General features: G+C 64.7%; 21 protein-coding genes and 1 riboswitch. Of the genes, 5 read left to right on the top strand and 16 right to left on the bottom strand.

Going from position 1 to position 21,168, the window contains the following annotated elements:
• Nucleotides 1–75: 75 nt before the first annotated feature.
• Nucleotides 76–711: a FadR/GntR family transcriptional regulator gene (locus ACEN42_RS13345; protein ID WP_238285007.1), complete on the top strand. Its 636-nt coding sequence runs from the start codon at nucleotides 76–78 to the stop codon at nucleotides 709–711.
• On the opposite strand, the gene ACEN42_RS13340 is transcribed toward ACEN42_RS13345, so the two are convergent.
• Nucleotides 708–1,568 carry an MBL fold metallo-hydrolase gene (locus ACEN42_RS13340; RefSeq protein WP_250483077.1) on the bottom strand — a complete coding sequence of 287 codons (861 nt, stop codon included), beginning with the start codon at nucleotides 1,566–1,568 and terminating at the stop codon, nucleotides 708–710. The genes ACEN42_RS13345 and ACEN42_RS13340 overlap by 4 nt on opposite strands.
• Nucleotides 1,569–1,718: 150 nt before the next feature.
• Between ACEN42_RS13340 and ACEN42_RS13335 the strand changes: the two genes are divergently transcribed.
• Nucleotides 1,719–2,735 carry a DedA family protein/thiosulfate sulfurtransferase GlpE gene (locus tag ACEN42_RS13335; protein ID WP_238285001.1) on the top strand — a complete coding sequence of 339 codons (1,017 nt, stop codon included), beginning with the start codon at nucleotides 1,719–1,721 and terminating at the stop codon, nucleotides 2,733–2,735.
• A gap of 1 nt (nucleotide 2,736) precedes the next feature.
• Here ACEN42_RS13335 and ACEN42_RS13330 read toward each other — a convergent pair whose 3' ends face one another.
• The 14 genes from ACEN42_RS13330 to ACEN42_RS13265 form a co-directional block, all read right to left on the bottom strand.
• The gene (locus tag ACEN42_RS13330; protein WP_187607539.1) at nucleotides 2,737–3,666 is read right to left on the bottom strand and encodes a DMT family transporter; all 930 of its coding nucleotides are present in this window, start codon (nucleotides 3,664–3,666) and stop codon (nucleotides 2,737–2,739) included.
• Nucleotides 3,667–3,818: 152 nt separating this feature from the next.
• A complete protein-coding gene (gene gloA / locus ACEN42_RS13325; protein ID WP_238209787.1) occupies nucleotides 3,819–4,205 on the bottom strand; it encodes a lactoylglutathione lyase in 387 nt (128 codons plus the stop codon).
• Between the two features lie 81 nt (nucleotides 4,206–4,286).
• On the bottom strand, nucleotides 4,287–5,207 hold the full coding sequence (locus ACEN42_RS13320) for a M48 family metallopeptidase (RefSeq protein WP_371881128.1): 921 nt from the start codon (nucleotides 5,205–5,207) through the stop codon (nucleotides 4,287–4,289).
• An 82-nt stretch (nucleotides 5,208–5,289) separates the two neighbouring features.
• Entirely contained in the window at nucleotides 5,290–6,063 is a 774-nt protein-coding gene (locus ACEN42_RS13315) for a 1-acyl-sn-glycerol-3-phosphate acyltransferase (protein ID WP_187607540.1), read from the bottom strand.
• 12 nt (nucleotides 6,064–6,075) lie between these two features.
• Complete coding sequence (gmhB, locus tag ACEN42_RS13310) at nucleotides 6,076–6,648, bottom strand: D-glycero-beta-D-manno-heptose 1,7-bisphosphate 7-phosphatase (RefSeq protein ID WP_187607541.1); 573 nt, start codon at nucleotides 6,646–6,648, stop codon at nucleotides 6,076–6,078.
• Between the two features lie 9 nt (nucleotides 6,649–6,657).
• Nucleotides 6,658–8,757 (bottom strand): glycine--tRNA ligase subunit beta, encoded by a 2,100-nt coding sequence (gene glyS, locus ACEN42_RS13305; RefSeq protein WP_371880180.1) that lies wholly within the window; start codon nucleotides 8,755–8,757, stop codon nucleotides 6,658–6,660.
• Between the two features lie 17 nt (nucleotides 8,758–8,774).
• A complete protein-coding gene (glyQ, locus tag ACEN42_RS13300; RefSeq protein WP_075583802.1) occupies nucleotides 8,775–9,803 on the bottom strand; it encodes a glycine--tRNA ligase subunit alpha in 1,029 nt (342 codons plus the stop codon).
• 183 nt (nucleotides 9,804–9,986) lie between these two features.
• A complete protein-coding gene (gene lnt, locus ACEN42_RS13295; protein ID WP_371880179.1) occupies nucleotides 9,987–11,654 on the bottom strand; it encodes an apolipoprotein N-acyltransferase in 1,668 nt (555 codons plus the stop codon).
• A gap of 78 nt (nucleotides 11,655–11,732) precedes the next feature.
• Nucleotides 11,733–12,638, bottom strand: coding sequence for an HlyC/CorC family transporter (locus ACEN42_RS13290; protein ID WP_035497772.1), 906 nt, complete (start codon nucleotides 12,636–12,638; stop codon nucleotides 11,733–11,735).
• A 201-nt stretch (nucleotides 12,639–12,839) separates the two neighbouring features.
• Entirely contained in the window at nucleotides 12,840–13,532 is a 693-nt protein-coding gene (locus ACEN42_RS13285) for a gamma-glutamylcyclotransferase (RefSeq protein ID WP_371880178.1), read from the bottom strand.
• Nucleotides 13,533–13,566: 34 nt separating this feature from the next.
• Nucleotides 13,567–14,031 (bottom strand): rRNA maturation RNase YbeY, encoded by a 465-nt coding sequence (gene ybeY, locus ACEN42_RS13280; protein ID WP_371880177.1) that lies wholly within the window; start codon nucleotides 14,029–14,031, stop codon nucleotides 13,567–13,569.
• The gene (locus ACEN42_RS13275; RefSeq protein ID WP_371880176.1) at nucleotides 14,028–15,146 is read right to left on the bottom strand and encodes a PhoH family protein; all 1,119 of its coding nucleotides are present in this window, start codon (nucleotides 15,144–15,146) and stop codon (nucleotides 14,028–14,030) included. The genes ybeY and ACEN42_RS13275 overlap by 4 nt, the downstream gene beginning before the upstream one ends.
• Nucleotides 15,147–15,166: 20 nt before the next feature.
• Nucleotides 15,167–16,528, bottom strand: coding sequence for a tRNA (N6-isopentenyl adenosine(37)-C2)-methylthiotransferase MiaB (gene miaB, locus ACEN42_RS13270; RefSeq protein WP_371880175.1), 1,362 nt, complete (start codon nucleotides 16,526–16,528; stop codon nucleotides 15,167–15,169).
• 112 nt (nucleotides 16,529–16,640) lie between these two features.
• On the bottom strand, nucleotides 16,641–17,612 hold the full coding sequence (locus tag ACEN42_RS13265; protein ID WP_371881127.1) for a LysR substrate-binding domain-containing protein: 972 nt from the start codon (nucleotides 17,610–17,612) through the stop codon (nucleotides 16,641–16,643).
• A 113-nt stretch (nucleotides 17,613–17,725) separates the two neighbouring features.
• On the opposite strand from ACEN42_RS13265, the gene ACEN42_RS13260 reads away from it, so the two are divergent.
• From ACEN42_RS13260 to ACEN42_RS13250, 3 genes are read left to right on the top strand one after another with little or no spacing between them, the layout of a single operon-like run.
• The gene (locus ACEN42_RS13260; protein ID WP_371880174.1) at nucleotides 17,726–18,109 is read left to right on the top strand and encodes a VOC family protein; all 384 of its coding nucleotides are present in this window, start codon (nucleotides 17,726–17,728) and stop codon (nucleotides 18,107–18,109) included.
• Between the two features lie 12 nt (nucleotides 18,110–18,121).
• Nucleotides 18,122–19,300, top strand: coding sequence for an MFS transporter (locus ACEN42_RS13255; protein ID WP_371880173.1), 1,179 nt, complete (start codon nucleotides 18,122–18,124; stop codon nucleotides 19,298–19,300).
• 37 nt (nucleotides 19,301–19,337) lie between these two features.
• Entirely contained in the window at nucleotides 19,338–20,024 is a 687-nt protein-coding gene (locus ACEN42_RS13250) for an HAD family phosphatase (protein WP_238209801.1), read from the top strand.
• Nucleotides 20,025–20,036: 12 nt separating this feature from the next.
• Here the strand turns inward: ACEN42_RS13250 and ribB are convergent, their stop codons facing one another.
• Nucleotides 20,037–20,774: a 3,4-dihydroxy-2-butanone-4-phosphate synthase gene (ribB, locus tag ACEN42_RS13245; RefSeq protein WP_371880172.1), complete on the bottom strand. Its 738-nt coding sequence runs from the start codon at nucleotides 20,772–20,774 to the stop codon at nucleotides 20,037–20,039.
• Between the two features lie 151 nt (nucleotides 20,775–20,925).
• A riboswitch (FMN riboswitch) is annotated at nucleotides 20,926–21,089 on the bottom strand.
• Nucleotides 21,090–21,168 lie beyond the last annotated feature (79 nt).

Here is a 21,168-nt window from a genome sequence, read left to right as displayed (position 1 = left end):
TCCATAATCGTGGCCACACTAAAGGAGACCATCATTCACCGGGATCTACATGGCCGCGTGGCGCATGAACTGGGCATGGCGATTCTGCGTGGCGACGTCGCGCCCGGATCGCCATTGCCGCGCGAAGCGGAGTTGATGGAGCGTTTCGGCGTGAGCCGCACGGTGCTGCGCGAGGCGTTGCGCACGCTTACGTCAAAAGGGCTGATCGAGTCGCGGCCGAAAGTCGGCACGCGCGTGCGCGCGAAGGATGCCTGGAACCTGCTCGATTCCGACATGCTCGACTGGTACTCGCGCGTCGCGCCGCCGCTGCAATTCGCGCTCAAGCTTCAGGAAATGCGCGAGATGATCGAGCCGTACGCCGCCGCGCTCGCCGCCGATAACCACGAGGAACGCACGCGCGAGCGTCTGACACGCGCGCATCAGGCGATGGTCGGCGCGCAGAATGTCGAAGAATGGGTGCGCGCGGACCTCGATTTCCATCTGTGCGTGCTCGCCGCGTGCAGCAACGAATTGCTGATACCGCTCGGCGCGCTGATCGAGCGCACGCTGGAAGGCCAGTTGCGTCTGAACGCCAAGCGCGCCGATGTCTACAACGCGTCGCTCGCGGAACATACGGCCGTGTTTCAGGCGATCGTCGCGCGCGATTCGGCCGGTGCGCGCCGCGCAATGGCCGATTTGCTCGGCGTGACGCGCGGCAGGATCGAAGGCTAAAAAGCGTTCAGCGGAATCTTCAGATAGGTCGTGCCGTTGCCCGCCGCGTCAGGAAAGTGGCCGGCGCGGATGTTCACCTGGATCGCGGGCAAGATGAGCGTCGGCATGCCGAGGGTCGCGTCGCGTGCCTCGCGCATCGCGACGAATTCGTCCTCGGTCTTGCCGCCGCCGACGTGAATGTTCTTCTCGCGCTGCTCGCGCACCGTGCATTGCCACTGCGGGTCGCGCGTGTCGGGCGGATAGTCGTGGCAGACGAAGAGGCGCGTTTCCGGATCGAGCGCGAGCAGGCGCTGAATCGATCGATACAGCCTGCGTGCGCTGCCACCGGGAAAATCGCAGCGCGCGGTGCCGACGTCCGGCATGAAGAGCGTGTCGCCGACGAACACAGCATCGCCGATTCGGTACGCCATGTCGGCGGGCGTGTGGCCCGGCACGAACAACGCGGTCGCCTCGATCTCGCCGATCATGAAGCGCTCGCCGTCCGAAAACAGATGATCGAATTGCGAGCCGTCGAGTTGAAACTCCGGTTCGAGATCGAAAATCTTCTTGAAGACGCCCTGCACGGCGCGTATCGATTCGCCGATGGCGATCTTTCCGCCCAGCGTGCGCTTCAGATACGGCGCCGCCGAAAGATGGTCGGCATGCGCGTGCGTCTCCAGAATCCATTCCACGGAGAGCCGCTTTTCGCGCACGAACGCGACGACCGCATCGGCTGATTGCGTCGAGGTGCGCGCGGCTTTCGGATCGTAGTCGAGCACGGGATCGACGATCGCCGCTGCCGAACCGGCCTCCTTGTAGACGACATACGTCATCGTGCCGGTGTTGATGTCGAAGAAAGGCTGAGTGATGGCTTGCACGCTGACTCCCCCGGTTGTTGCCTCGCGTCCTGCTCTCGTCGCCCGGATCGATTGGGCGTGTTTGTCGGGATCGCGATACAGTGTAACCCTTTGCGCCGGACCCCAACGCGCCGGCGCTCACCTCCACGAAAGCTCGATCAAGAGGTTCGAATGCCGCACGTCCCGACTTCGCTCGCGTCGTCGTGGGGCGCGTGGGCCGTCTTCGTCAGCGTCCTCGCGACGCAACTCGGCGTGCCCGTCCCCGCCGCGCCGATGCTGATTCTCGCCGGCACGATCGTCGCCGCCGGCAACGCGCCGTTCTGGCAGATGCTCGCGGCCGCGGTGCTCGCCGTGCTCATCGCGGATTCACTCTGGTTCGCCGCGGGCCGCCTCTACGGCCGCCGCTTTCTCAATTCGCTCGTGCGCTTCTCGCTGTCCATCGATTCGACGCTGCGCACCGCGCGCCGCTGGTTCGAGCGCTTCGGCGTGCCGCTGCTCGCGCTGTCGAAGTTCGTGCCGGGGCTCGGGCTCGTGTCGGCGCCGCTGCTCGGCACCACGCAGATCGAAGTGCGCGTGTTCCTGTTGTGGGATCTGATCGGCGCGACCGCGTGGGCGAGTTTCTGGATGCTCGGCGGCGCGGCGCTGCAGGAACAGATCGGACGGCTCGTCGTGCTGGTGCGCGCCAACGGCACGACGGTGATCGACATTCTCGCGATGGTCGCGCTCGGCTTCCTGCTGTATCGATGGATCCGACGCGAGCAGTTTCGTCAGTGGCTCGCGAAGTATCACATCACGCCGGACCAGCTCGACTCGATGATGCGTTCCGACACGCCGCCCGTGATCTACGATGCGCGCCCGGCGGAGATTCGTCGCCGCGAGCCGTATCGCATCGCGGGCGCGATCGCGCTGGATCTCGATTCGCCGGATCGCGTCGATCAGTTGTATTCGGAGCACGAGGTGGTCGTGTATTGCGTGTGCCCGAACGAGGCGACCGCGAAGATCATCGCGCGGCAGTTGCGCGCGAAGGGTTTCAGCCATGTGCGGCCGCTGAAGGGCGGGCTGGATGCGTGGGAGAAGCACGGCTATCCGGTCGAACCGATGCCGGCGGAGCACCTTCGTGCCGCGTCCGGTCACGACGACGACATCGATCACGACATGGTCACGATTCGCGCGACCGCGCCGGAATGAGCTACGTCCGGCGCGCGGGACGGTTCACCAGCGCGATGCCCGCGAGCACCATCGCCGCGGCGACCATGAAACGCGCGGTGAACTGCTCGCCGAGCAGCAGCACGCCGAAGGTGACGCCGAAGATCGGCGTGAGAAACGAGAACACCGAGAGCCGCGACGCCATATAGCGCGTGAGCAGCCAGAACCATGTCAGATAGCTGATGAACGCGACGACGATCGCCTGATACGCGAGGCTCGCGATCGCGAGCGGCGAGACGGCGCCGACGTGTGTCTGTCCGATGCCCGCCGCGAGCACGAGCAGCAGCACCGCCGACACCGCCAGTTGATAGAACAACGTCTTGCTCGCGCTTGCATGCGAAAGCGACGACGCGCGCACGACGACCGTCGTCGCGGCCCAGAAGATGCCGGCCATGATGCCGAGCGCATCGCCCGCGATACCCCGCATCGTCGATGTGCTGTTCGGATTGCCGTGCAGAAAGCCGTCGGCGAATGCGAGCGCGATGCCGCAGAACGCGAGCACGATGCCGCACCACTGCGTGCGCGAAAGCCGCTCGCCCGCGACGAACCAGTGCAGGCCGAGCGCGGTGAAGCAGGGCGCGGTGTAGAGAAACACGGCCATGCGCGTCGCCGTGGTGAGACTCAGGCCGAAGAAAATGCAGACGAACTCGCCGCCGAATAGCAGACCCGCGAGGAGGCCGGCGGGCAACGTGTCGTCGCGCTGGAAAAGCGGCACGCCGCGCGTGCGCGTCCATATCCACACGAGGCATGTTGCGATCAGCGAGCGGATGCCGGCTTGCAGCATCGGCGGAATCGATGCGTTAGCTTCCTTGATCGCGACTTGCTGGAATCCCCACGCGCCGCACAGCGCGATCATCACGATGATGGCGGTGGCGTCGGGGGCGCGGCGCAGGGAGACGGACGGCGTGCTCATCGGCTGGCTCGGTAAGCGTGGCCGGAGAGGCCATGCACTGATTTGGAGCGTCGATTGTGCCAGCGAACGGCCTTCGATGAGCGAAAGGTCGTGATGAGCCCGTGGAGATTGCGCGCCGCGGCGAATGCGCGGCGCGTGATGTGCTGTGTGCGTTACGAATGCTTTTCGATCAGCTCGACCTTGTAGCCGTCCGGATCTTCGACGAACGCGATCACCGTCGTGCCGCCTTTCACCGGACCGGCTTCGCGCGTGACCTTGCCGCCTGCCTGGCGGATGCGCTCGCATGCGCCGGCGGCGTCGTCGACTTCCAGTGCGATATGGCCGTACGCCGTGCCGAGATCGTACTTGTCGGTGCCCCAGTTATAGGTCAGCTCGAGCACGCTGTTCTCGCTTTCCGGGCCGTAGCCGACGAACGCGAGCGTGTACTTGTACTCGGTGTTTTCGCTTTGACGCAGCACTTTCATGCCGAGAATGCGCGTATAAAAATCGATAGAACGCTGCAGGTCGCCGACGCGCAGCATCGTATGGAGGAGTCGCATGGTGGGGTTCCTGTTGTGTGTCGTTTGCGGGGGACAGGAAGGAAATTGTACCGTCGGCGCCCGCCGCACGCTGACGACGCATCAGAGCGCCGGCAGCAGATCCGGCGGATGATGCTTGAGCGTATGCCGCGCTTCGCGGAACTCGGGGAAGATGGACTCGACCGTCTGCCAGAAGCGCGGGCTGTGGTTCATCTCGCGCAGATGCGCGAGCTCGTGCGCGACGACGTAATCGATGATCGACATCGGGAAATGAATGAGCCGCCAGTTCAGGCGGATCTTGCCGTCGCTGGAACAACTGCCCCAGCGCGTCGCCGCCGATGACAACGCATACGCGCGATACTCGACGCCGAGCTTCGCCGCATACACCGCGAGCCGTTCGCCGAAGATGCGCTTCGCTTCCGATTGCAGCCAGCCCTGCACGCGATCCTTGATCTGCTGCGCGTCGGCGAGCGCGGGCAGCGCGAGCGAGAGCACGTTGGTCTTGTCGTCGAAGGACAGTGCGCTTGCCGTCGAGCCGAGCGACACGCTGATCGTCTTGCCGAGATACGGAAACTGCGCGCCATCCTTCCAGTCGATGCGCGGCAGCGCGCGCTGCTCGACGCGCGTCTGCCATTCGGTGAGCTTCTTGACGATCCAGTTCTGCTTGTCGAGGATCGCGCGTTCGATATCCGCGATCGTCACCCAGCGCGGCGCGGTGATCGCGAGCCCGGTGCCGTCGATGCAAAAGCCGATCGTGCGTCGCGCCGAACGCCTCAACCGATACTCCAGCGCGCCTGCCTTCAACGCGATGCGGCGCAGGCGCACGCCATCGGGCAGCGGTGTGGCCGGAGCGGGGGGCGTGAGAACGGGAACGGGATCGGCGGCGGGGACATCGCCGCGCAGCGGAGCGGGTCCGTTCGCGGGCGGCGCGCCGGAGTATGCCGGCGCATGCTCGAACGGCAGATCGAGTTGCAGGGTATCGAGCGCGACGGCGGGGCGCTGTCGCGATGGGGCTTTCTGCATCGGCTCGGCTTTGCGCTCACGGCGCAGGAATGACGAGAAGAATGAGTAAGGCACGCCGCGGCTCGATTCGAACGCTGCCGCTTCAGCGGCCCGCGCCCGCGGCGCCGGCTTCACCCGGCTGCGCGTTCGGCGCGGCGTAAGCGTGCGGATCGATGCGGCGCATTTCCGCCTCGATCCAGCTTTCGACGCGCGTGTTCACTTCCTCGGGCGTGAGGCCGGCTGTATCGATCGGCCTGCCGATCGACACCGTGACTATACCCGGATATTTGATGAAGGAATTGCGTGGCCAGACGTGACCGGCGTTGTGCGCGATCGGCACGACCGGCGCGCCGGTCACGACGGCGAAGCGCGCGCCGCCGGTCTTGTACTTGCCCTGGCTGCCGACGCGCGTTCGCGTACCTTCAGGAAACATGATGACCCACGCGCCTTCGTCCATGCGCGCGCGGCCCTGGCTCGTGACGGACGCGAACGCATCGCGTCCCTGCTTGCGATCGATATGGACCATCTTGAGCAGCCCGAGCGCCCAGCCGAAGAACGGCACGTAGAGCAACTCGCGCTTGAACACGTAGCAGAGCGGCCGCGGCATCAACGCGGGAAACGCGAGCGTCTCCCATGCGGACTGATGCTTCGACAACAGCACGGCGGGACCGTCCGGCAGATTCTCCATGCCTTCGATCTTGTAGCGAATCCCGATCAGATGCCGCAGCACGACGATGGTCGATTTGCACCAGCCGGCCGCCATCCAGTAGCGCTTGTCGGCGCGCATGAACGGAAACGCAATGAAACAGGCGATCGCGTACGGCGTCGTGTACACGATGAAGTAAAGCATCAACAGCAGCGAACGGATGAAGCGCATGACGTCTCGGTGTTACTGGGCCGCGGAGCGGTCCTGATGCCGTGCGAGGAACTCGAGCGCGAACGCGCGCAAGTCCTTGTGAACCACGGTGCCTTCGGGCAACTGGCCTTCCTTGAGCGTCTTTTCGCCCTTGCCGGTGAGCACGAGATGCACGGGAAAGCCGAGCGCCGCGCCCGCTTGCAGATCGCGCAGCGAATCGCCGACGACGGGCGTGTCTTCAGGATCGATCTCGAAGCGGTCGATGATCTGCTGCAACATGCCGGGCCTCGGCTTTCTGCAATCGCATTGATCTTCCGCCGTGTGCGGGCAGAAGAACACCGCGTCGATGCGCCCGCCGACGGCCGCGACCGCGCGATTCATCTTCTGATGCATCGCGTTCAGCGCGGCCATGTCGAAGAGACCGCGCCCGATGCCCGACTGATTCGATGCGATCGCCACGCGATAGCCCGACTGATTCAGGCGCGCGATGGCTTCGAGGCTGCCGGGAATGGCGACCCATTCGTCCGGCGACTTGATGAACGCATCGGAATCGGCGTTGATCACGCCGTCGCGATCGAGGATGACCAGTTTTCGGTTCATGACCATGGCGGCGCGTCAGGCAGCGAGCTTCGAAATATCGGCGACGCAGTTCATCTGCTGATGCAGTGCGTTGAGCAATGCGAGCCGATTGTTGCGCAGCGCGGGATCTTCCGCGTTCACCATCACGTCGTTGAAGAACGTGTCGACGCTCTCGCGCAACGCGGCGAGCGCGGTCAACGCTTCCGTGTAGTTGCGCACCGCGAGCTGGCTCTGCACGCGCGGCGTCACCTGCTCGATCTGCGCGTAGAGATTCTTCTCCGCCGCTTCGACGAGCAGTTCCTTGTTCACCGACGAAGGCGCGCCTTGCTCCGACTTCTTCAGGATGTTCGAGATGCGCTTGTTGGCGGCCGCGAGCGCCGCCGCTTCGGGCAGCGCGGCGAACTCGCGTACGGCATCGAGGCGCGCGACGATGTCGTCGAGACGCGTCGGGTTCAGGCTCAGCACCGCTTCGATATCGTTCGCTTCGAAGCCGCGTTCGCGCAACAGACCACGCAGGCGATCGAGGAAGAACGCGTAGATGGCCTCGGTCGAATCGGCGACTTGCGGCATGCCCGCGAACTGGCGTTGGGCGATGCCGACGAGATCGCGCAGATCGATCGGCAGCTTCTTTTCCAGCAGGATGCGCAGCACGCCGAGCGCGTGACGGCGCAGCGCGAACGGGTCTTTCTCGCCGGTCGGCGCGAGACCGATGCCCCAGATGCCGACGATCGTTTCCAGCTTGTCCGCGAGCGCAACCGCGGCGCCGACGCCCGTCGACGGCGTTTCATCGCCCGAGAAGCGCGGCTGATAGTGCTCCGAGCACGCGAGCGCGACTTCTTCCGGCTCGCCGTCGTGACGTGCGTAGTACGTGCCCATCGTGCCTTGCAGCTCGGGGAATTCGCCGACCATGTCGGTCAGCAAATCGGCCTTTGCGAGACGCGCGGCGCGGCGCGTGAGCGCGGCATCGACGCCGACCATCGGCGCGATTTCGCCTGCAAGCGCCTCGACACGTTCGACGCGTTGCAGCGTCGAACCGAGCTTGTTGTGATAGACGACGTTCGCGAGCAGCGGCACGCGGTCTTCGAGACGCTTCTTCTTGTCCTGCGTGAAGAAGAACTTCGCATCGGCGAGACGCGGGCGCACGACGCGCTCGTTGCCTTCGACGATCTCGTCGGGCGTCTTCGTATCGATGTTCGACACGATCAAAAAGCGCGAGCGCAGCTTGCCGTGCTGGTCCGTGAGTGCGAAGTACTTCTGGTTCGTCTGCATCGTGAGGATGAGACATTCCTGCGGCACCTGCAGGAATTCCTCGTCGAAGCGGCATTCGTAGACGACCGGCCATTCGACGAGCGCGTTCACTTCGTCGAGCAGCGCTTCGGGCATCACGACGCGGTCGTCGCCGGCGAACGCCAGAAGCTGCGTGCGAATCGATTCGCGGCGATCGTCGAAATTGGCGACGACGTGCCCTTTGCTGCGCAGCGTGTTGGCGTATTCGTCGGCGTTCGGAATCGCGACGAAGCCTTCCGACATGAATCGATGACCGACGGTCGTGTCGCCCGAATCGACGCCGAGCGCGCTCACCGGCACGACGTCGCGCCCATGCATGGCGACGAGGCGTTGCACCGGACGCACGAACTGCACGCTGGTGCCGTCCGGACGCTGGTAGGTCATGACCTTCGGAATCGGCAGCTTGCCGAGGGTTTCATCGAGCGCGGCTTGCAGACCGTCGGCGAGTGTCGCGCCGGGCGCGGCGTAGCGCAGGAAGAACGCTTCCGCCTTGCCGTCCTGCGCGCGCTCGAGTTCGGCGAGCGGGAAGTCGGGGAAGCCGAGCGCGGCGAGCTTCTTTGCGAGCGGCGGCGTTGGGTTGCCTTCCTTGTCGAGCGCGACCGTCACAGGCAGCACTTTCTCGCGCACCTGCTTTTCCGGCGCGACATCGCGCACGTTCCTGATGAGCACGGCGAGGCGGCGCGGCGTCGCGTACTTTTCGAACGCGGGCGCGCCGTCGATCAGATCGCGCGCGGCGAGACGCTCGACGATGCCATCGGCAAAAGCGGTGCCGAGACGCGCGAGCGCTTTCGGCGGCAGTTCTTCGGTGAGCAGTTCGACGAGCAGGGAAGCGTGGTTGGATTGCGTCATTGTTCTGTCGAGCCTCGTCAAACCTGTTCGTTGTTGCTGCGTTCGCCCGGCGGCGTGCTTTCCGGTTTCAGCGGCGGCGCCCATGCGGGACGCTGCGCTTCCTGCTCGTCGGTGACGAGATCGCGATCGCCTCGCACCGGATTGCCGAGCATCGGGAAGCCGAGCGCTTCGCGCGAATCGTAATAAGCCTGCGCGACGAGGCGCGACAACGCACGAATGCGGCCGATGTACGCCGCGCGCTCCGTCACGGAGATGGCGCCGCGCGCATCGAGCAGATTGAACGTATGACCCGCCTTCAGCACGAGTTCATACGCGGGCAGCGCGAGCTTCGCATCGATCATCTTCTTCGCTTCTTCTTCGTAGCTCTTGAAGAACGTGAAGAGCAGATCGACGTTCGCGTGCTCGAAGTTATACGTGGACTGCTCGACTTCGTTCTGGTGATACACATCGCCATAAGTCAGTTGACGCAGCACGCGGCCGTTCGGGCCGTCTTCTTCCCATTCGGTCCAGATGAGGTCGTACACGTTCTCGACCTTCTGCAGATACATCGCGAGACGTTCGAGGCCGTAGGTGATTTCGCCCAGCACCGGCTTGCAATCGATGCCGCCCGCCTGCTGGAAGTAGGTGAACTGCGTCACTTCCATGCCGTTGAGCCACACTTCCCAGCCGAGACCCCACGCGCCGAGCGTCGGATTTTCCCAGTCGTCCTCGACGAAGCGCACGTCGTTCTGCTTCAGATCGAAGCCGAGCGCTTCGAGCGAGCCGAGGTACAGATCGAGGATGTCTTCAGGCGCGGGCTTCAGCACGACCTGATACTGATAGTAGTGCTGGAGGCGGTTCGGGTTCTCGCCATAGCGGCCGTCCTTCGGGCGGCGCGACGGTTGAACGTAGGCCGCGCGCCACGGCTCGGGGCCGATCGCGCGCAGGAACGTGTGGACGTGCGAGGTGCCCGCGCCGACTTCCATGTCGATCGGCTGAAGGAGCGCGCAGCCCTTCTCGTTCCAGTAGGACTGCAGCGTCAGAATGATTTGCTGGAATGTGAGCATGATTGCCTTGTGCGGGGCGGACGCGGCGCGACCATCGTCGTGACGACGCGACTCGGAGGCTCGGCCAAAGTACTGAAACGGAGAATTTTAGCCGAACGGCAGGGCGGGTGCGGCTTTTTGGGAGAAGGGCGGGCCGCGCGAGCCGCGTCGCCCGGTGCGACGCGGCCGCGTTTCAGTCGATGTTCAGCGCGCGCCCGGACGTTTCCGGTTCGGCGCGAACGCGAACCCGAACGCGAGCAACAACAGCGATACCGCGATCACCGTCATGTTCCCGCTCGTCACATATGGCGTGCTGCCCGAGGTTCCTTGCACGTGCGCTTCGAGCACGCCAGTCGTGAAGGTCGGCAGCTTCGACACGACATCGCCGTTCGACGCGATCACCGCCGTCATGCCGGTGTTGGTGGCGCGCAGCATCGGCCGGCCGGTTTCGATCGATCGCATGCGCGCGATCTGTAGATGCTGATCGAGCGCGATCGTATTGCCGAACCACGCGAGATTCGTCGAGTTGACGAGAATGCCCGCGGGCGTTTCCTGCTCGCGGATCGTGCGCGCGATCTCTTCGCCGAAGATGTCCTCGTAGCAGATGTCGACGGCGACCGGCTGGTTGTGCACGATGAACGCCTTCTGCGCGATCGGCCCGCGTGCGAGATCGCCGAGCGGAATGCCCATCAAGCGCACGAACCAGTGAAAGCCGAGCGGCACGAATTCGCCGAAGGGCACGAGATGATGCTTGTCGTAGCGGTACACGCCGTTCACGTGCGGCGTGAGCCCGAAGAGGCTGTTGGTGAAATCGGTCGCGCGGCCGTCCGGGAGAATCGTGACGCCGATCGCGCCGAAGAGAATCGACGAATTCGTGTTGTCCGCGAAGTTTCGGATCGCGACGGCGAAGTCCTGAGGAATCTGCACGGACAAAACAGGCAGCGCGGTTTCCGGCGTGACGATCAGATCGGCCGGCTTCTCGGTGATGAGCCGCTGGTAGAGCGCGAGCGATTCATCGACGCCGGCCTGTTCGAACTTCATCTCCTGTTTGACGTTGCCTTGCAGGAGACGCACGTCGAGCGGCGCATTGGCGGGCGTCGTCCATTCGACGAGTGAGAGCAACATGCCCGCGACGATCAGCGCGATGGCCGCGATGCCCGGCGCGTAGGCGAGCCGTCGCGACTTGCGAAAGTGATGGATCGCCTGCACGATCAGCGCGGCGACGAGCGCGAGCACCCAGCCGACACCATACACGCCGACGATCGAGCCGAAGCCCTTGAGCGGTCCGTCGACTTGCGCATAACCGCTCGCGAGCCAGGGAAAGCCTGTGAACACGAGACCGCGCAGCCATTCGCCGAGCGCCCACGCGCTCGCGAACGCAAACGCGCCGTGCCACGTCGGCGCAAAGCGCTGCGATGCATCGATGTCGCGTGCGGTTGCGACGTCTTCATCGCCGAAGCGCGCGCGGCCCGCGACGAACGACCAGGCCACGCTCGACAGCGCCGGATAAATCGCGAGATACAGCGAAAACAGCGCGACGGCGGCCGCGGCGAGCGGCGCGGCCATGCCGCCGTAGACATGCATGCTCACGTAGAGCCACCACACGCCGGTCACGAAGTTGCCGAAGCCGAATGCCCAGCCGGTCGCGGCGGCGCTGCGCCAGTTGTCGGTGCGCGTGAGCCACGCGAAAAACAGCGCGAAGATGACGAGTTCGATCCAGCCGCCGTGCGGCGTCGGTGCGAAGGAGAGCGTATTGACGGCGCCGAGCACGGCGGCGACGAGGTAATGCCAGAAGGGCAATGCGCGCGGCGACTCGGCGATGACGGACGCGTCGCGTTGACGGGAGAGGAAGCGAAACGATGAATCGGCCATTGATGACGGTCGAGATGAAACGAAAGCGTGCGAAGGGAAGATGGCGGGCGCGGATTCGTTCCGACGCCCGCGACGCGCTTAGTCGCGCAATTCGTCTTCGTCGTCGCCTGCGTGATGATGTTGCTGCGCGAGATTCGGCACGCGCCGCACGAGAAGAACGTGAATCTGCCGGGCGTCGCCGCGCAGGATCTCGAACGCGAAATCGTCGATGCGCACCTTCTCGCCGCGATGCGGCACGCGCCCGAAGCGATGGGTGACGAGGCCGCCGATGGTATCGACTTCATCGTCGGAGTAATCGGTGCCGAATTCCTCGTTGAATTGTTCGATGCCGGTCAGCGCGCGCACGCGATACTTGCCGTCCGGTGTCGCGATGATGTTGCCGGCTTCTTCGTCGAAATCGTATTCGTCCTCGATGTCGCCGACGATCTGCTCCAGCACGTCTTCGATCGTGATGAGGCCCGCCACGCCGCCGTATTCGTCGACGACGATCGCGATGTGATTGCGGTTCACGCGAAAGTCGTGCAGCAGCACGTTCAGGCGCTTCGACTCGGGAATGAACACGGCGGGGCGCAGCATGCCGCGCACGTCGAATTCTTCTTCGGCGTAGTAGCGCAGCAGATCTTTGGCGAGCAGCACGCCGATGATGTTGTCGCGATTGCCTTCGTACACGGGATAGCGCGAGTGCGCCTTGTCGAGCACGAAGGGGATGAATTCGGCGGGTGTTTCCGCGATGTTGATGGCGTCCATCTGGGCGCGCGGAACCATGATGTCGCGCGCGCAGAGATCGGACACCTGAAAGACGCCTTCGATCATCGAGAGCGAATCGGCGTCGAGCAGGTTGCGCTCGTGCGCGTCCTGGAGCACTTCAAGAAGTTCGTCGCGCGATTCGGGCTCGTGCGAGATGAAATCGGTCAGGCGTTCGAGAAGAGAGCGCTTTTCCACGGGTTTGTCGGTGTGGCGTCGACTGGGATAGGGTTCGTTCATAGCGGAGCGCCCGGGAGTTCCCGGGCGCAGGTTAGCGGAAGTTTAAGCATACACCAAGGAAAAACGCGGGCTGGGTGGCGCGGCGGGCATGTCATGAGCCATGCTAGCCGATAAATATGCGAGAAGTATGTCCGACCGCGAGCGTTAGCCAAACGGACGATGCGCAGCGAGAAAGTCATACGGATGCAAAAAGCACGCGCGTCATTTATTCCCCTGCGCCTGACACCGCTTCAACAGCGCTTCGAGCGCCCGGTCCGGCATCCCGCTTTCGCGCAGCGCCTCGACGGTCCGGCTGACGTAATCCAGCGTCGTCCCGTAGCGGCCGCTCGCGCAGCCGAGCACGGTGCGCACGATCGGATCGGCGAGTTTGCCGGTATAGGAAGTCGCATCGCGGCGCATCACGAACGCAAGCGCCTCGACGCGCCGTCCGTCCGCGAGCGTGCAGGGCAGCCACGCGGGCCGGTACGAAGCCATTGCCATTTCGCGCCGCCACAGCACCTGAAGATGCTCGATCGCATCGGCGCCCGCGAGCCTGAACGCCATGCCGGTGCACGAGCCGCCGCGATCGAGCGCCAGCACGAGGCCAGGCTGTTCCGGCGTGCCGCGATTCACGCGCGACCACAGATAAAGCCCGCGATGGTAGCCATGCACCTTGCCGCGCACGGCTTCAAGCGTCGGCAAGCCGGGGTTCCAGATCAGCGAGCCATAACCGAAGAGCCATAAATCCGACGTCCGGTCCCAATGAACGAGCGCCGCGTCGCGCGACGCGGCCAGCTCCTCGTCTGTCAGCAGCGCGGATTCGCCGAGCGCGGGCGGATAGTCCGGGCAGGGCGCGGGCGTCGGGTCGGCTTCGGAAAGTGCGGATTGCGCGGGTTCGGGCGTCTTGTCGTTCACGGCGCGTTCAAAACATCGAGGACATCGACCGGCTTCAGGTCAAAGGCACGTAAGGATCGGAAAATCCCAGAGACTGCATGATATCCGTCTCGGTGGATTCCATCTCTTGCGCTTCGCTTTCGACTTCGTGGTCGTAGCCCTGCGCATGCAGCGTGCCGTGGACGATCAGATGCGCATAATGCGCGGCAAGCGGCTTGCCCTGTTCGTCCGCCTCGCGCTCGACGACCGGGCAGCACAGAATCAGATCGCCCGCGACGGGATCGTCCTCGGATTCCGCGTAGGCGAACGTGAGCACGTTCGTCGCGTAATCCTTCTGCCGATACGTGCGATTGAGCATCCGGCCTTCTTCCTCATCGACGAAGCGCACGGTCAGTTCGGCATCGGCGAAAAGCGCGGCCTTGATCCAGCGGGCGACCGTCGCGCGCGGCAGGATCGCCTTGTGCGACGGATACGCTTTCGCAGCCGGGAACTGCATCGTCAAAGCGAGGCGTGGCTTCATTCGGGTTTTTGCTGCAGCGACTGCGCGACGCGCGCGGCCTCGGCGATCGCCGCATCTTTCTGCGATTGCGCGTCGTAAGCCTCGACGATGCGCGCGACGAGCGGATGCCGCACCACATCCGCCGACGTGAAGTGCGTGATCGCGATGCCGCGCACTTCCGACAGCACGTGCTGCGCCTCGATCAGCCCGCTTTTGTGGCCGCGCGGCAGATCGACCTGCGTGGTATCGCCGGTGACGACCGCCTTCGAGCCGAAGCCGATACGCGTGAGGAACATCTTCATCTGTTCGGGCGTGGTGTTCTGCGCCTCGTCGAGAATGATGAACGCGTGATTCAGCGTGCGCCCGCGCATGTACGCGAGCGGCGCGATCTCGATCATCTGGCGCTCGAACATCTTTGCCGTCTTGTCGAAGCCGAGCAGATCGTAAAGCGCGTCGTACAGAGGACGCAGATACGGATCGACCTTCTGCGCTAGATCGCCCGGCAGGAAGCCGAGCCGCTCGCCCGCTTCGACGGCCGGCCGCGTCAGCACGATGCGCTTCACCTGATCGCGTTCGAGCGCATCGACCGCGCAAGCGACCGCGAGATACGTCTTGCCCGTGCCCGCCGGCCCGATGCCGAAGGTCACGTCGTGCGCGATGATCTGCTTCAGATACTCGCGCTGCGCGGGCGTGCGGCCGCGCAGATCGGCGCGCCGCGTGTAGAGCTTCGGACCGTGGTCTTCGTCGTCGCCGAGGTCGATCGTCGCGCTCGGTTCATCGAAAGGATGATCCGGATCGCCACGAAAACGCGGATCGATCTCGCCTTCTTCGCCGTTGGCTTCACGCGCATCCCTCGCGCGGCGCGTCGCATGGCGCGCCTCGACGAGTGCAAGCTGAATGTCGTCGACGGAAATCGGATCGCGCGCGCGGTTGTAGAAGTTCTCGAGCGCCGCGAGCGCGACTTTCGCGCCACGGCCACGAATCGCGATCTTGTGGCCGCGTCGCGAAAGCGTCACGTCGAGCGCCTGCTCGATCTGCCGCAGGTTTTCGTCGAGCGGGCCGCAGAGGTTGGCGAGCCGCGCGTTGTCCTCGCGCGGTGCGGTGAATTCCAGATGCTGCGTAGGAGCGTTCTTCAAGGTGAACTTGAGTTCCTTTCTTAGTGCGTCAGCTCGGGCGCCATGACCAGTTCGCCGCGCAGCGAATGCGGATACGCGTGCACGATCTTCACGTCGATCATCTGGCCGATCAACCGCGCGTGCGATTCGGCCGGCGCGGGGAAATTGACGACGCGGTTGTTCTGCGTGCGCCCGGCCAGCTCGTTCGGGTCCTTGCGCGCGGGCCGCTCGACCAGAATACGCTCGACTTTACCAACCATCGACGCGCTGATGCGCTGCACGTTTTCCTCGATGGTCGCCTGCAAATGTTGCAGACGCCTGAGCTTCACTTCGCGCGGCGTATCGTCGTGCAGATTGGCGGCGGGCGTGCCGGGGCGCGGGCTGTAGATGAACGAGAAGCTCGTGTCGTAGCTCATCTCGTCGACGAGCGCCATCATCTTGTTGAAATCGTCCTCGGTCTCGCCGGGGAAACCGACGATGAAGTCCGTCGACAGCGACAGATCCGGACGAATCGCACGAAGCTTGCGGATGACCGACTTGTACTCGATCACGCTGTAGCCGCGCTTCATGGCCATCAGAATGCGGTCCGAGCCGTGCTGCACCGGCAAATGCAGATGCGAGACGAGCTTCGGCACTTTCGCGTAGGTGTCGATGAGGCGCTGCGTGAATTCCTTCGGATGCGAGGTCGTATAGCGAATGCGTTCGATACCCGGCACCTCCGCGACGTACTCGATGAGCGTCGCGAAATCCGCGATGTCGTGCGAGCCGAGCGTCAGCGCGCCGCGATAGGCGTTCACGTTCTGGCCGAGCAGCGTCACTTCGCGCACGCCCTGATCGGCGAGGCCGGCGATCTCGGTGAGCACGTCGTCGAGCGGGCGCGAGACTTCCTCGCCGCGCGTGTAGGGCACGACGCAATAGCTGCAATATTTCGAGCAGCCTTCCATGATCGACACGAACGCGCTCGGTCCATCGACGCGCGCGGGCGGCAGATGATCGAACTTCTCGATTTCCGGGAACGTGATGTCGACCTGCGCGCGGCCGGTGGCGCGGCGCTGATCGATCATCGCGGGCAGGCGATGCAGCGTCTGCGGACCGAACACGAGATCGACATACGGCGCGCGCGCGACGATCGACGCGCCTTCCTGGCTCGCGACACAACCGCCGACGCCGATCAGCAGATTCGGGTTCGCTTCCTTCAGCTCGCGCACGCGGCCGAGATCGGAGAACACTTTCTCCTGGGCCTTTTCGCGCACCGAGCACGTGTTGAAGAGAATGACGTCCGCGTCTTCGGGCGTGTCCGTCTTGACGAGTCCTTCTGCCGCGCCGAGCACGTCGACCATCTTGTCGGAGTCGTACTCGTTCATCTGGCAGCCGAAGGTCTTTACATAAACTTTTTTGGTCATGAATCGTCGCCGGTCACAGTGGTTGATCTGGGGGCGCAGGTAAAGGGGATTGAAGGAGTTTCGCGGACTTCTACCGTGATCTGCCCGCTTTTTGCTGTAATTTAGCCCGATATTATAGCGCCGACGGCAATTTCTGACGCGATGGGCGCGGCTCGGGCGGATACGCCAGATCGCCGAGCAACTCGTGCGTCGTTTTCTCGAAACGCTCGACCAGAAAATCCAGCAGCACGCGCACGCGCGGCGCCATGTAGCGGTTCGCGTGGAAGAGGGCGTGCACGGCGGCCTCGTGCGTGCACCAGTCGGGCAGCACCATCTTCAGCGTACCGGCGCGTACGTCGGCGGCAATATCCCAGATCGATTTATGCGCGATGCCGTGGCCCGCGAGCGCCCACGCGCGGGTCATCGCGCCGTCGTTGGTTTCCCAGGCGTCCGCGAGCGGGATCGTGTACGCGTAGCGCTCGTCGCCGCGCACGAAATCGAGCTCGTTGAGCGGCCCGCTTGCCGTGACCACGACGACGAAATCGTGACCCATCAACTCGGCGGGCGTCCTGGGCACGCCCTTGCGCGCGAGATACTCGGGCGATGCGCATAGCACGCGTCGATTCGGCGCGAGCGCGCGCGCGGCGAGTCCGCTGTCGGGCGGTGCGCCGAAGCGAATCGCCAGATCGATCTCCTCCAGCAACAGATTCGACACCGAATCCGACAGCGTGAGCGCGAACCGCACGTCCGGATGCAGCGCGCTGAATTCGTCGATCCAGCCGCGCAGCATCGAGCGCCCGAAATTCGACGTCGCCGAGATGCGCACCTTGCCGCGCACGACGTTCTGGCCGGCCTGCAGCGCGGCTTCGGCGTCGTCGATCGCCTGTAGCGCGATCCGGCAGTGCTGAAGATACAGGCGGCCTTCGTCGGTGACGCGCAACTGGCGCGTCGTGCGCTCGAAAAGTCGCGTGCGCAGCGCTTTTTCCAGCTTGATGAGCCGCGCGCTCGCCGCAGCCGGCGACAGTCCGAGCTTGCGCCCCGCCGCCGACAGACTGCCCGCCGCGGCCGCTTCCACGAAAAGGCGCATGTCGCCGAGCCGATCCATCGTCATTTTCAAATCCAGTTTGATAATGATTCAAAGCCTAGACCAATTCTCAAAGCGACGCATAGCTCGCAAAATGCCGTCTAAGCGTTAACCCTTTGAGGAGCATTCGCGTCATGCAACTCGATCACGTCACCCTCGTCGCGCCCGACTGCGATGCGTTCATGCGCTTCTTCGTCGATATCGCCGGGATGCGAGTCGGGCCACGGCCGCCTTTCGGCGTCGGCGGCTACTGGCTTTATCTCGGCGCGCGGCCGGCGGTGCATCTGGTTGCCTCGGGCGTCGCGGATTCGTATGCGGCAAAAGGGCCGGGCGCAATGCGCATCGACCATCTGGCGCTGCGCGTCGACGACGAAGCCGAGTGGCGCGCATTGCTCGAACGTCTCGATTGCCACGGCTATGCCTACCAGTTCGCCGAAGTGCCGCTCGCCCGCGAGCTTCAGCTCTTTGTGCGGCTGGGCCCAGGCGTGATCGTCGAATTCGTGACCGCCCAATTCTGAACCGGAGCCACCATGCCTCTTCCCCTTCTTGCGCTGGCGATCAGCGCCTTCGCCATCGGCACGACGGAGTTCGTCATCATGGGCCTGCTGCCCAACGTCGCGCACGATCTGTCCGTGTCGATTCCGTCAGCGGGCCTGCTCGTCACCGGTTACGCGCTCGGCGTCGCGGTCGGCGCACCGCTGCTCGCCGTGCTGACGAGCAAGCTGCCGCGCAAGCTCGCGCTGCAAGGGCTCATGCTCGTGTTCATCGTCGGCAACGTGCTGTGCGCGGTCGCGCCGGACTATGGCCTGCTGATGGCCGCGCGCGTCGTGACGTCGTTCGCGCACGGCTCGTTCTTCGGCATCGGCGCGGTCGTGGCCGCGTCGCTCGTGCCGGCGGACAAGCGCGCGAGCGCCATCGCGCTGATGTTCACCGGGCTCACGCTCGCGAACGTGCTGGGCGTGCCGTTCGGGACGTTCATCGGTCAGGAACTGGGATGGCGCGCGACCTTCTGGATCGTCGCGGGGCTCGGTGTGCTTTCCGCGCTCGGCGTGACCGCGCTCGTGCCGAATCGCCACGATGCGGCGCCGAGCGGACTCGGACGAGAAGTGCGTGTGCTGCGCGACGGCCAGGTCTGGCTCGCGCTCTCGATGACCGTGCTCGGTTTCGGCGGCGTGTTCGTCGTCTTCACGTATATCGCGCCGATTCTCGAACAGGTCGGCGGTTTCTCGCCGCGCGCCGTCACGCTGATTCTGGTGTTGTTCGGCGTCGGGCTGACGATCGGCAATACGATCGGCGGCAAGCTCGCCGATCGCGCGCTGATGCCTTCGCTAATGGGCATTCTGTTCGCGCTCGCGATCATCATGGCCGTGTTCGCGAAGACGAGCCACAGTCAGATCGGCGCGATCGTCACGATTTTCGTGTGGGGTATCGCTGCGTTCGCGACGGTGCCGCCGTTGCAGGCGCGCGTCGTCGAGAAGGCGAAGGACGCGCCGAATCTCGCATCGACGCTCAATATCGGCGCGTTCAACGTCGGTAATGCAGGCGGCGCGTGGCTCGGCGGCGCGGTGCTCACGCACGGTCACGGTCTCGATGCGCTCCCGTGGGCAGCAGCGGCGGTCGCGCTCGCGGCCCTCGCGGTGACGTGGTTCGCCGGGCGGCTGGACGCGCCGCGCATTACATCCGAAGTAAAAGCAGCCGACGCTTGCTGAACGCTTATCATGTTGGCTCAACGTAATTCGAGCCAACATGATCGATCATCTCATCTGCGATTGCGACGGCGTGCTCGTCGATAGCGAAGTCATCGCGGATCGCGTGATGCTGGACGTCCTGACCGAGACGTTTCCGGGCATCGACTTCAAACCGGCCGTCAAGACGGCTTTCGGGCAGCAGACTTCGCGCTTCCTGACCTATCTGGAGACGAAGTTCGGCATCGTGATGCCGCCGGATTTCGTCAACACGATCGAGGCGCGCGTCGCGGTGGAACTCGCGCGCTCGGTCGGACCGATCGCCGGCGTGCGCGCGGCGCTCGAAGCGTGCGGCTTGCCGGTCGCGGTGGTGTCGAACAGCCGTCTTGAGCGCGTGCGCGCGTCGGTGCGGCGCGCGGGCCTGGACGAAGTCGTCGGCGCGCGCGTGTTCAGTGCGCAGCAGGTCGAACGGCCGAAGCCTTATCCCGATGTCTATCTGCTCGCGGCGCGCACGCTCGATGTCGCGCCCGAGCGCTGTCTCGTCGTGGAAGACAGTGTCGCTGGGCTGACGGCGGCGCGCGCGGCGGGCATGAAGACCATCGCGTTCGTCGGTGCGAGCCACATTCCGTCCGGTTACGCGCAGGTGCTGCGCGAAACCGGCATCACACGGATCATGGAGCACATGGACGAACTTCCCGGGCTCGTCGCCGCGGGCGTGCGCGGGGATTTCGGCGACGTGCTGTCCTGAGCGCTTAGCGACTCAGGCCGCTTCTTCCACGGTCTCGCGCGCCGCTGCGAGCGCCGTGCGGAATTCGACCAGTTCCGCGATGGTCAGCATCGGCAGGCGGTGCTCCTGCGCGAAGCGCTCGACTTGCTCGCCACGCGTCATCGTGCCGTCCGGGTTCATCAGTTCGCACAGCACGCCTGCGGGCTTGAGTCCCGCGAGAATCGCCAGATCGACGGTGCCTTCCGTGTGGCCGCGCCGTGCGAGCACACCGCCCGGCATCGCGCGCAGCGGGAAGACGTGGCCCGGCCGGACGATATCGCCAGGCTTCGCATGATCGGCGATGGCCGCGCGAATCGTCGTCACGCGATCCGCCGCCGACACGCCCGTCGTCACACCTTCCCGTGCTTCGATCGACACCGTGAACGCGGTGCCGTAGCGGCTGCCGTTGGCGGCGGCCATCGGCGGGAGTTCGAGCGCGCGCACTCGCTCGTCAGGAAGGCACAGGCACACGATGCCGCTGCATTCGCGGATCAGAAGGGCCATGGTGGCGTCGGTGAGTTTCTCGGCGGCGACGATCAGATCGGCTTCGTTTTCGCGATCGTCATCGTCCTGCAAGACGACGGGGCGGCCTTCGCGCATGGCGTCGAGCGCTGCGGCGATACGCGACGGAACGTCGAACGAAGCGAGCTGGGGAAGATCGGCAAAGGCGTCGTCAGCGATGACGGCGGGTGCGGCGAACGACAGGCTGTTGCTGGTTTGGGTCGGGGACATGTGAAACGCTCTCGCGAGAAAATTAAGCGAAAAACGTTTCAGGGCATTGCAAACAGACAGAACGACACCCCACGGCGACACGCCCGAAGGCGCGGCGTCGTCCGGTTCGGCGCGATGCAAGACTCGCCAAGGGGAACGGACATGACCATCTGCACATCTTCTCTCATCCGGACTGTGACCGTCGGCTCTGGCATCTCACCAGATCTGCTGACCCCGCGCATGTTACCGGCGCGGGCGCTCGCGGGCTCATGGTCCGGCCGCGAGGCCTCGCCATATACCGCCGGTGGGGAATTACACCCCGCCCTGAAGACGTACTGAATGCTGCGGGGCCGAAGCCTCGACAGCTTTTTTAGGATACCGCACGCCGACGATTTTTGCACCGCCGCATGGCGCG

Source organism: Caballeronia sp. S22 (assembly GCF_964261745.1).
Classification (GTDB): domain Bacteria; phylum Pseudomonadota; class Gammaproteobacteria; order Burkholderiales; family Burkholderiaceae; genus Caballeronia; species Caballeronia jiangsuensis.
This window is presented reverse-complemented; position numbering and strand designations above follow the sequence as displayed.

Coding starts and splice junctions, on each gene's coding strand:
- ACEN42_RS13345 (WP_238285007.1), top strand. CDS start 76: ATGGCGATTCTGCGTGGCGACGTCGCGCCCGGATCGCCATTGCCGCGC.
- ACEN42_RS13250 (WP_238209801.1), top strand. CDS start 19,338: ATGATCGATCATCTCATCTGCGATTGCGACGGCGTGCTCGTCGATAGC.
- lnt (WP_371880179.1), bottom strand. CDS start 11,654: ATGGCCGATTCATCGTTTCGCTTCCTCTCCCGTCAACGCGACGCGTCC.
- ribB (WP_371880172.1), bottom strand. CDS start 20,774: ATGTCCCCGACCCAAACCAGCAACAGCCTGTCGTTCGCCGCACCCGCC.
- ACEN42_RS13260 (WP_371880174.1), top strand. CDS start 17,726: ATGCAACTCGATCACGTCACCCTCGTCGCGCCCGACTGCGATGCGTTC.
- ACEN42_RS13320 (WP_371881128.1), bottom strand. CDS start 5,207: ATGCAGAAAGCCCCATCGCGACAGCGCCCCGCCGTCGCGCTCGATACC.
- ACEN42_RS13330 (WP_187607539.1), bottom strand. CDS start 3,666: ATGAGCACGCCGTCCGTCTCCCTGCGCCGCGCCCCCGACGCCACCGCC.
- ACEN42_RS13290 (WP_035497772.1), bottom strand. CDS start 12,638: ATGAACGAACCCTATCCCAGTCGACGCCACACCGACAAACCCGTGGAA.
- ACEN42_RS13315 (WP_187607540.1), bottom strand. CDS start 6,063: ATGCGCTTCATCCGTTCGCTGCTGTTGATGCTTTACTTCATCGTGTAC.
- ybeY (WP_371880177.1), bottom strand. CDS start 14,031: ATGAAGCCACGCCTCGCTTTGACGATGCAGTTCCCGGCTGCGAAAGCG.
- miaB (WP_371880175.1), bottom strand. CDS start 16,528: ATGACCAAAAAAGTTTATGTAAAGACCTTCGGCTGCCAGATGAACGAG.
- ACEN42_RS13255 (WP_371880173.1), top strand. CDS start 18,122: ATGCCTCTTCCCCTTCTTGCGCTGGCGATCAGCGCCTTCGCCATCGGC.
- gmhB (WP_187607541.1), bottom strand. CDS start 6,648: ATGGTCATGAACCGAAAACTGGTCATCCTCGATCGCGACGGCGTGATC.
- ACEN42_RS13265 (WP_371881127.1), bottom strand. CDS start 17,612: ATGGATCGGCTCGGCGACATGCGCCTTTTCGTGGAAGCGGCCGCGGCG.
- gloA (WP_238209787.1), bottom strand. CDS start 4,205: ATGCGACTCCTCCATACGATGCTGCGCGTCGGCGACCTGCAGCGTTCT.
- glyQ (WP_075583802.1), bottom strand. CDS start 9,803: ATGCTCACATTCCAGCAAATCATTCTGACGCTGCAGTCCTACTGGAAC.
- glyS (WP_371880180.1), bottom strand. CDS start 8,757: ATGACGCAATCCAACCACGCTTCCCTGCTCGTCGAACTGCTCACCGAA.
- ACEN42_RS13335 (WP_238285001.1), top strand. CDS start 1,719: ATGCCGCACGTCCCGACTTCGCTCGCGTCGTCGTGGGGCGCGTGGGCC.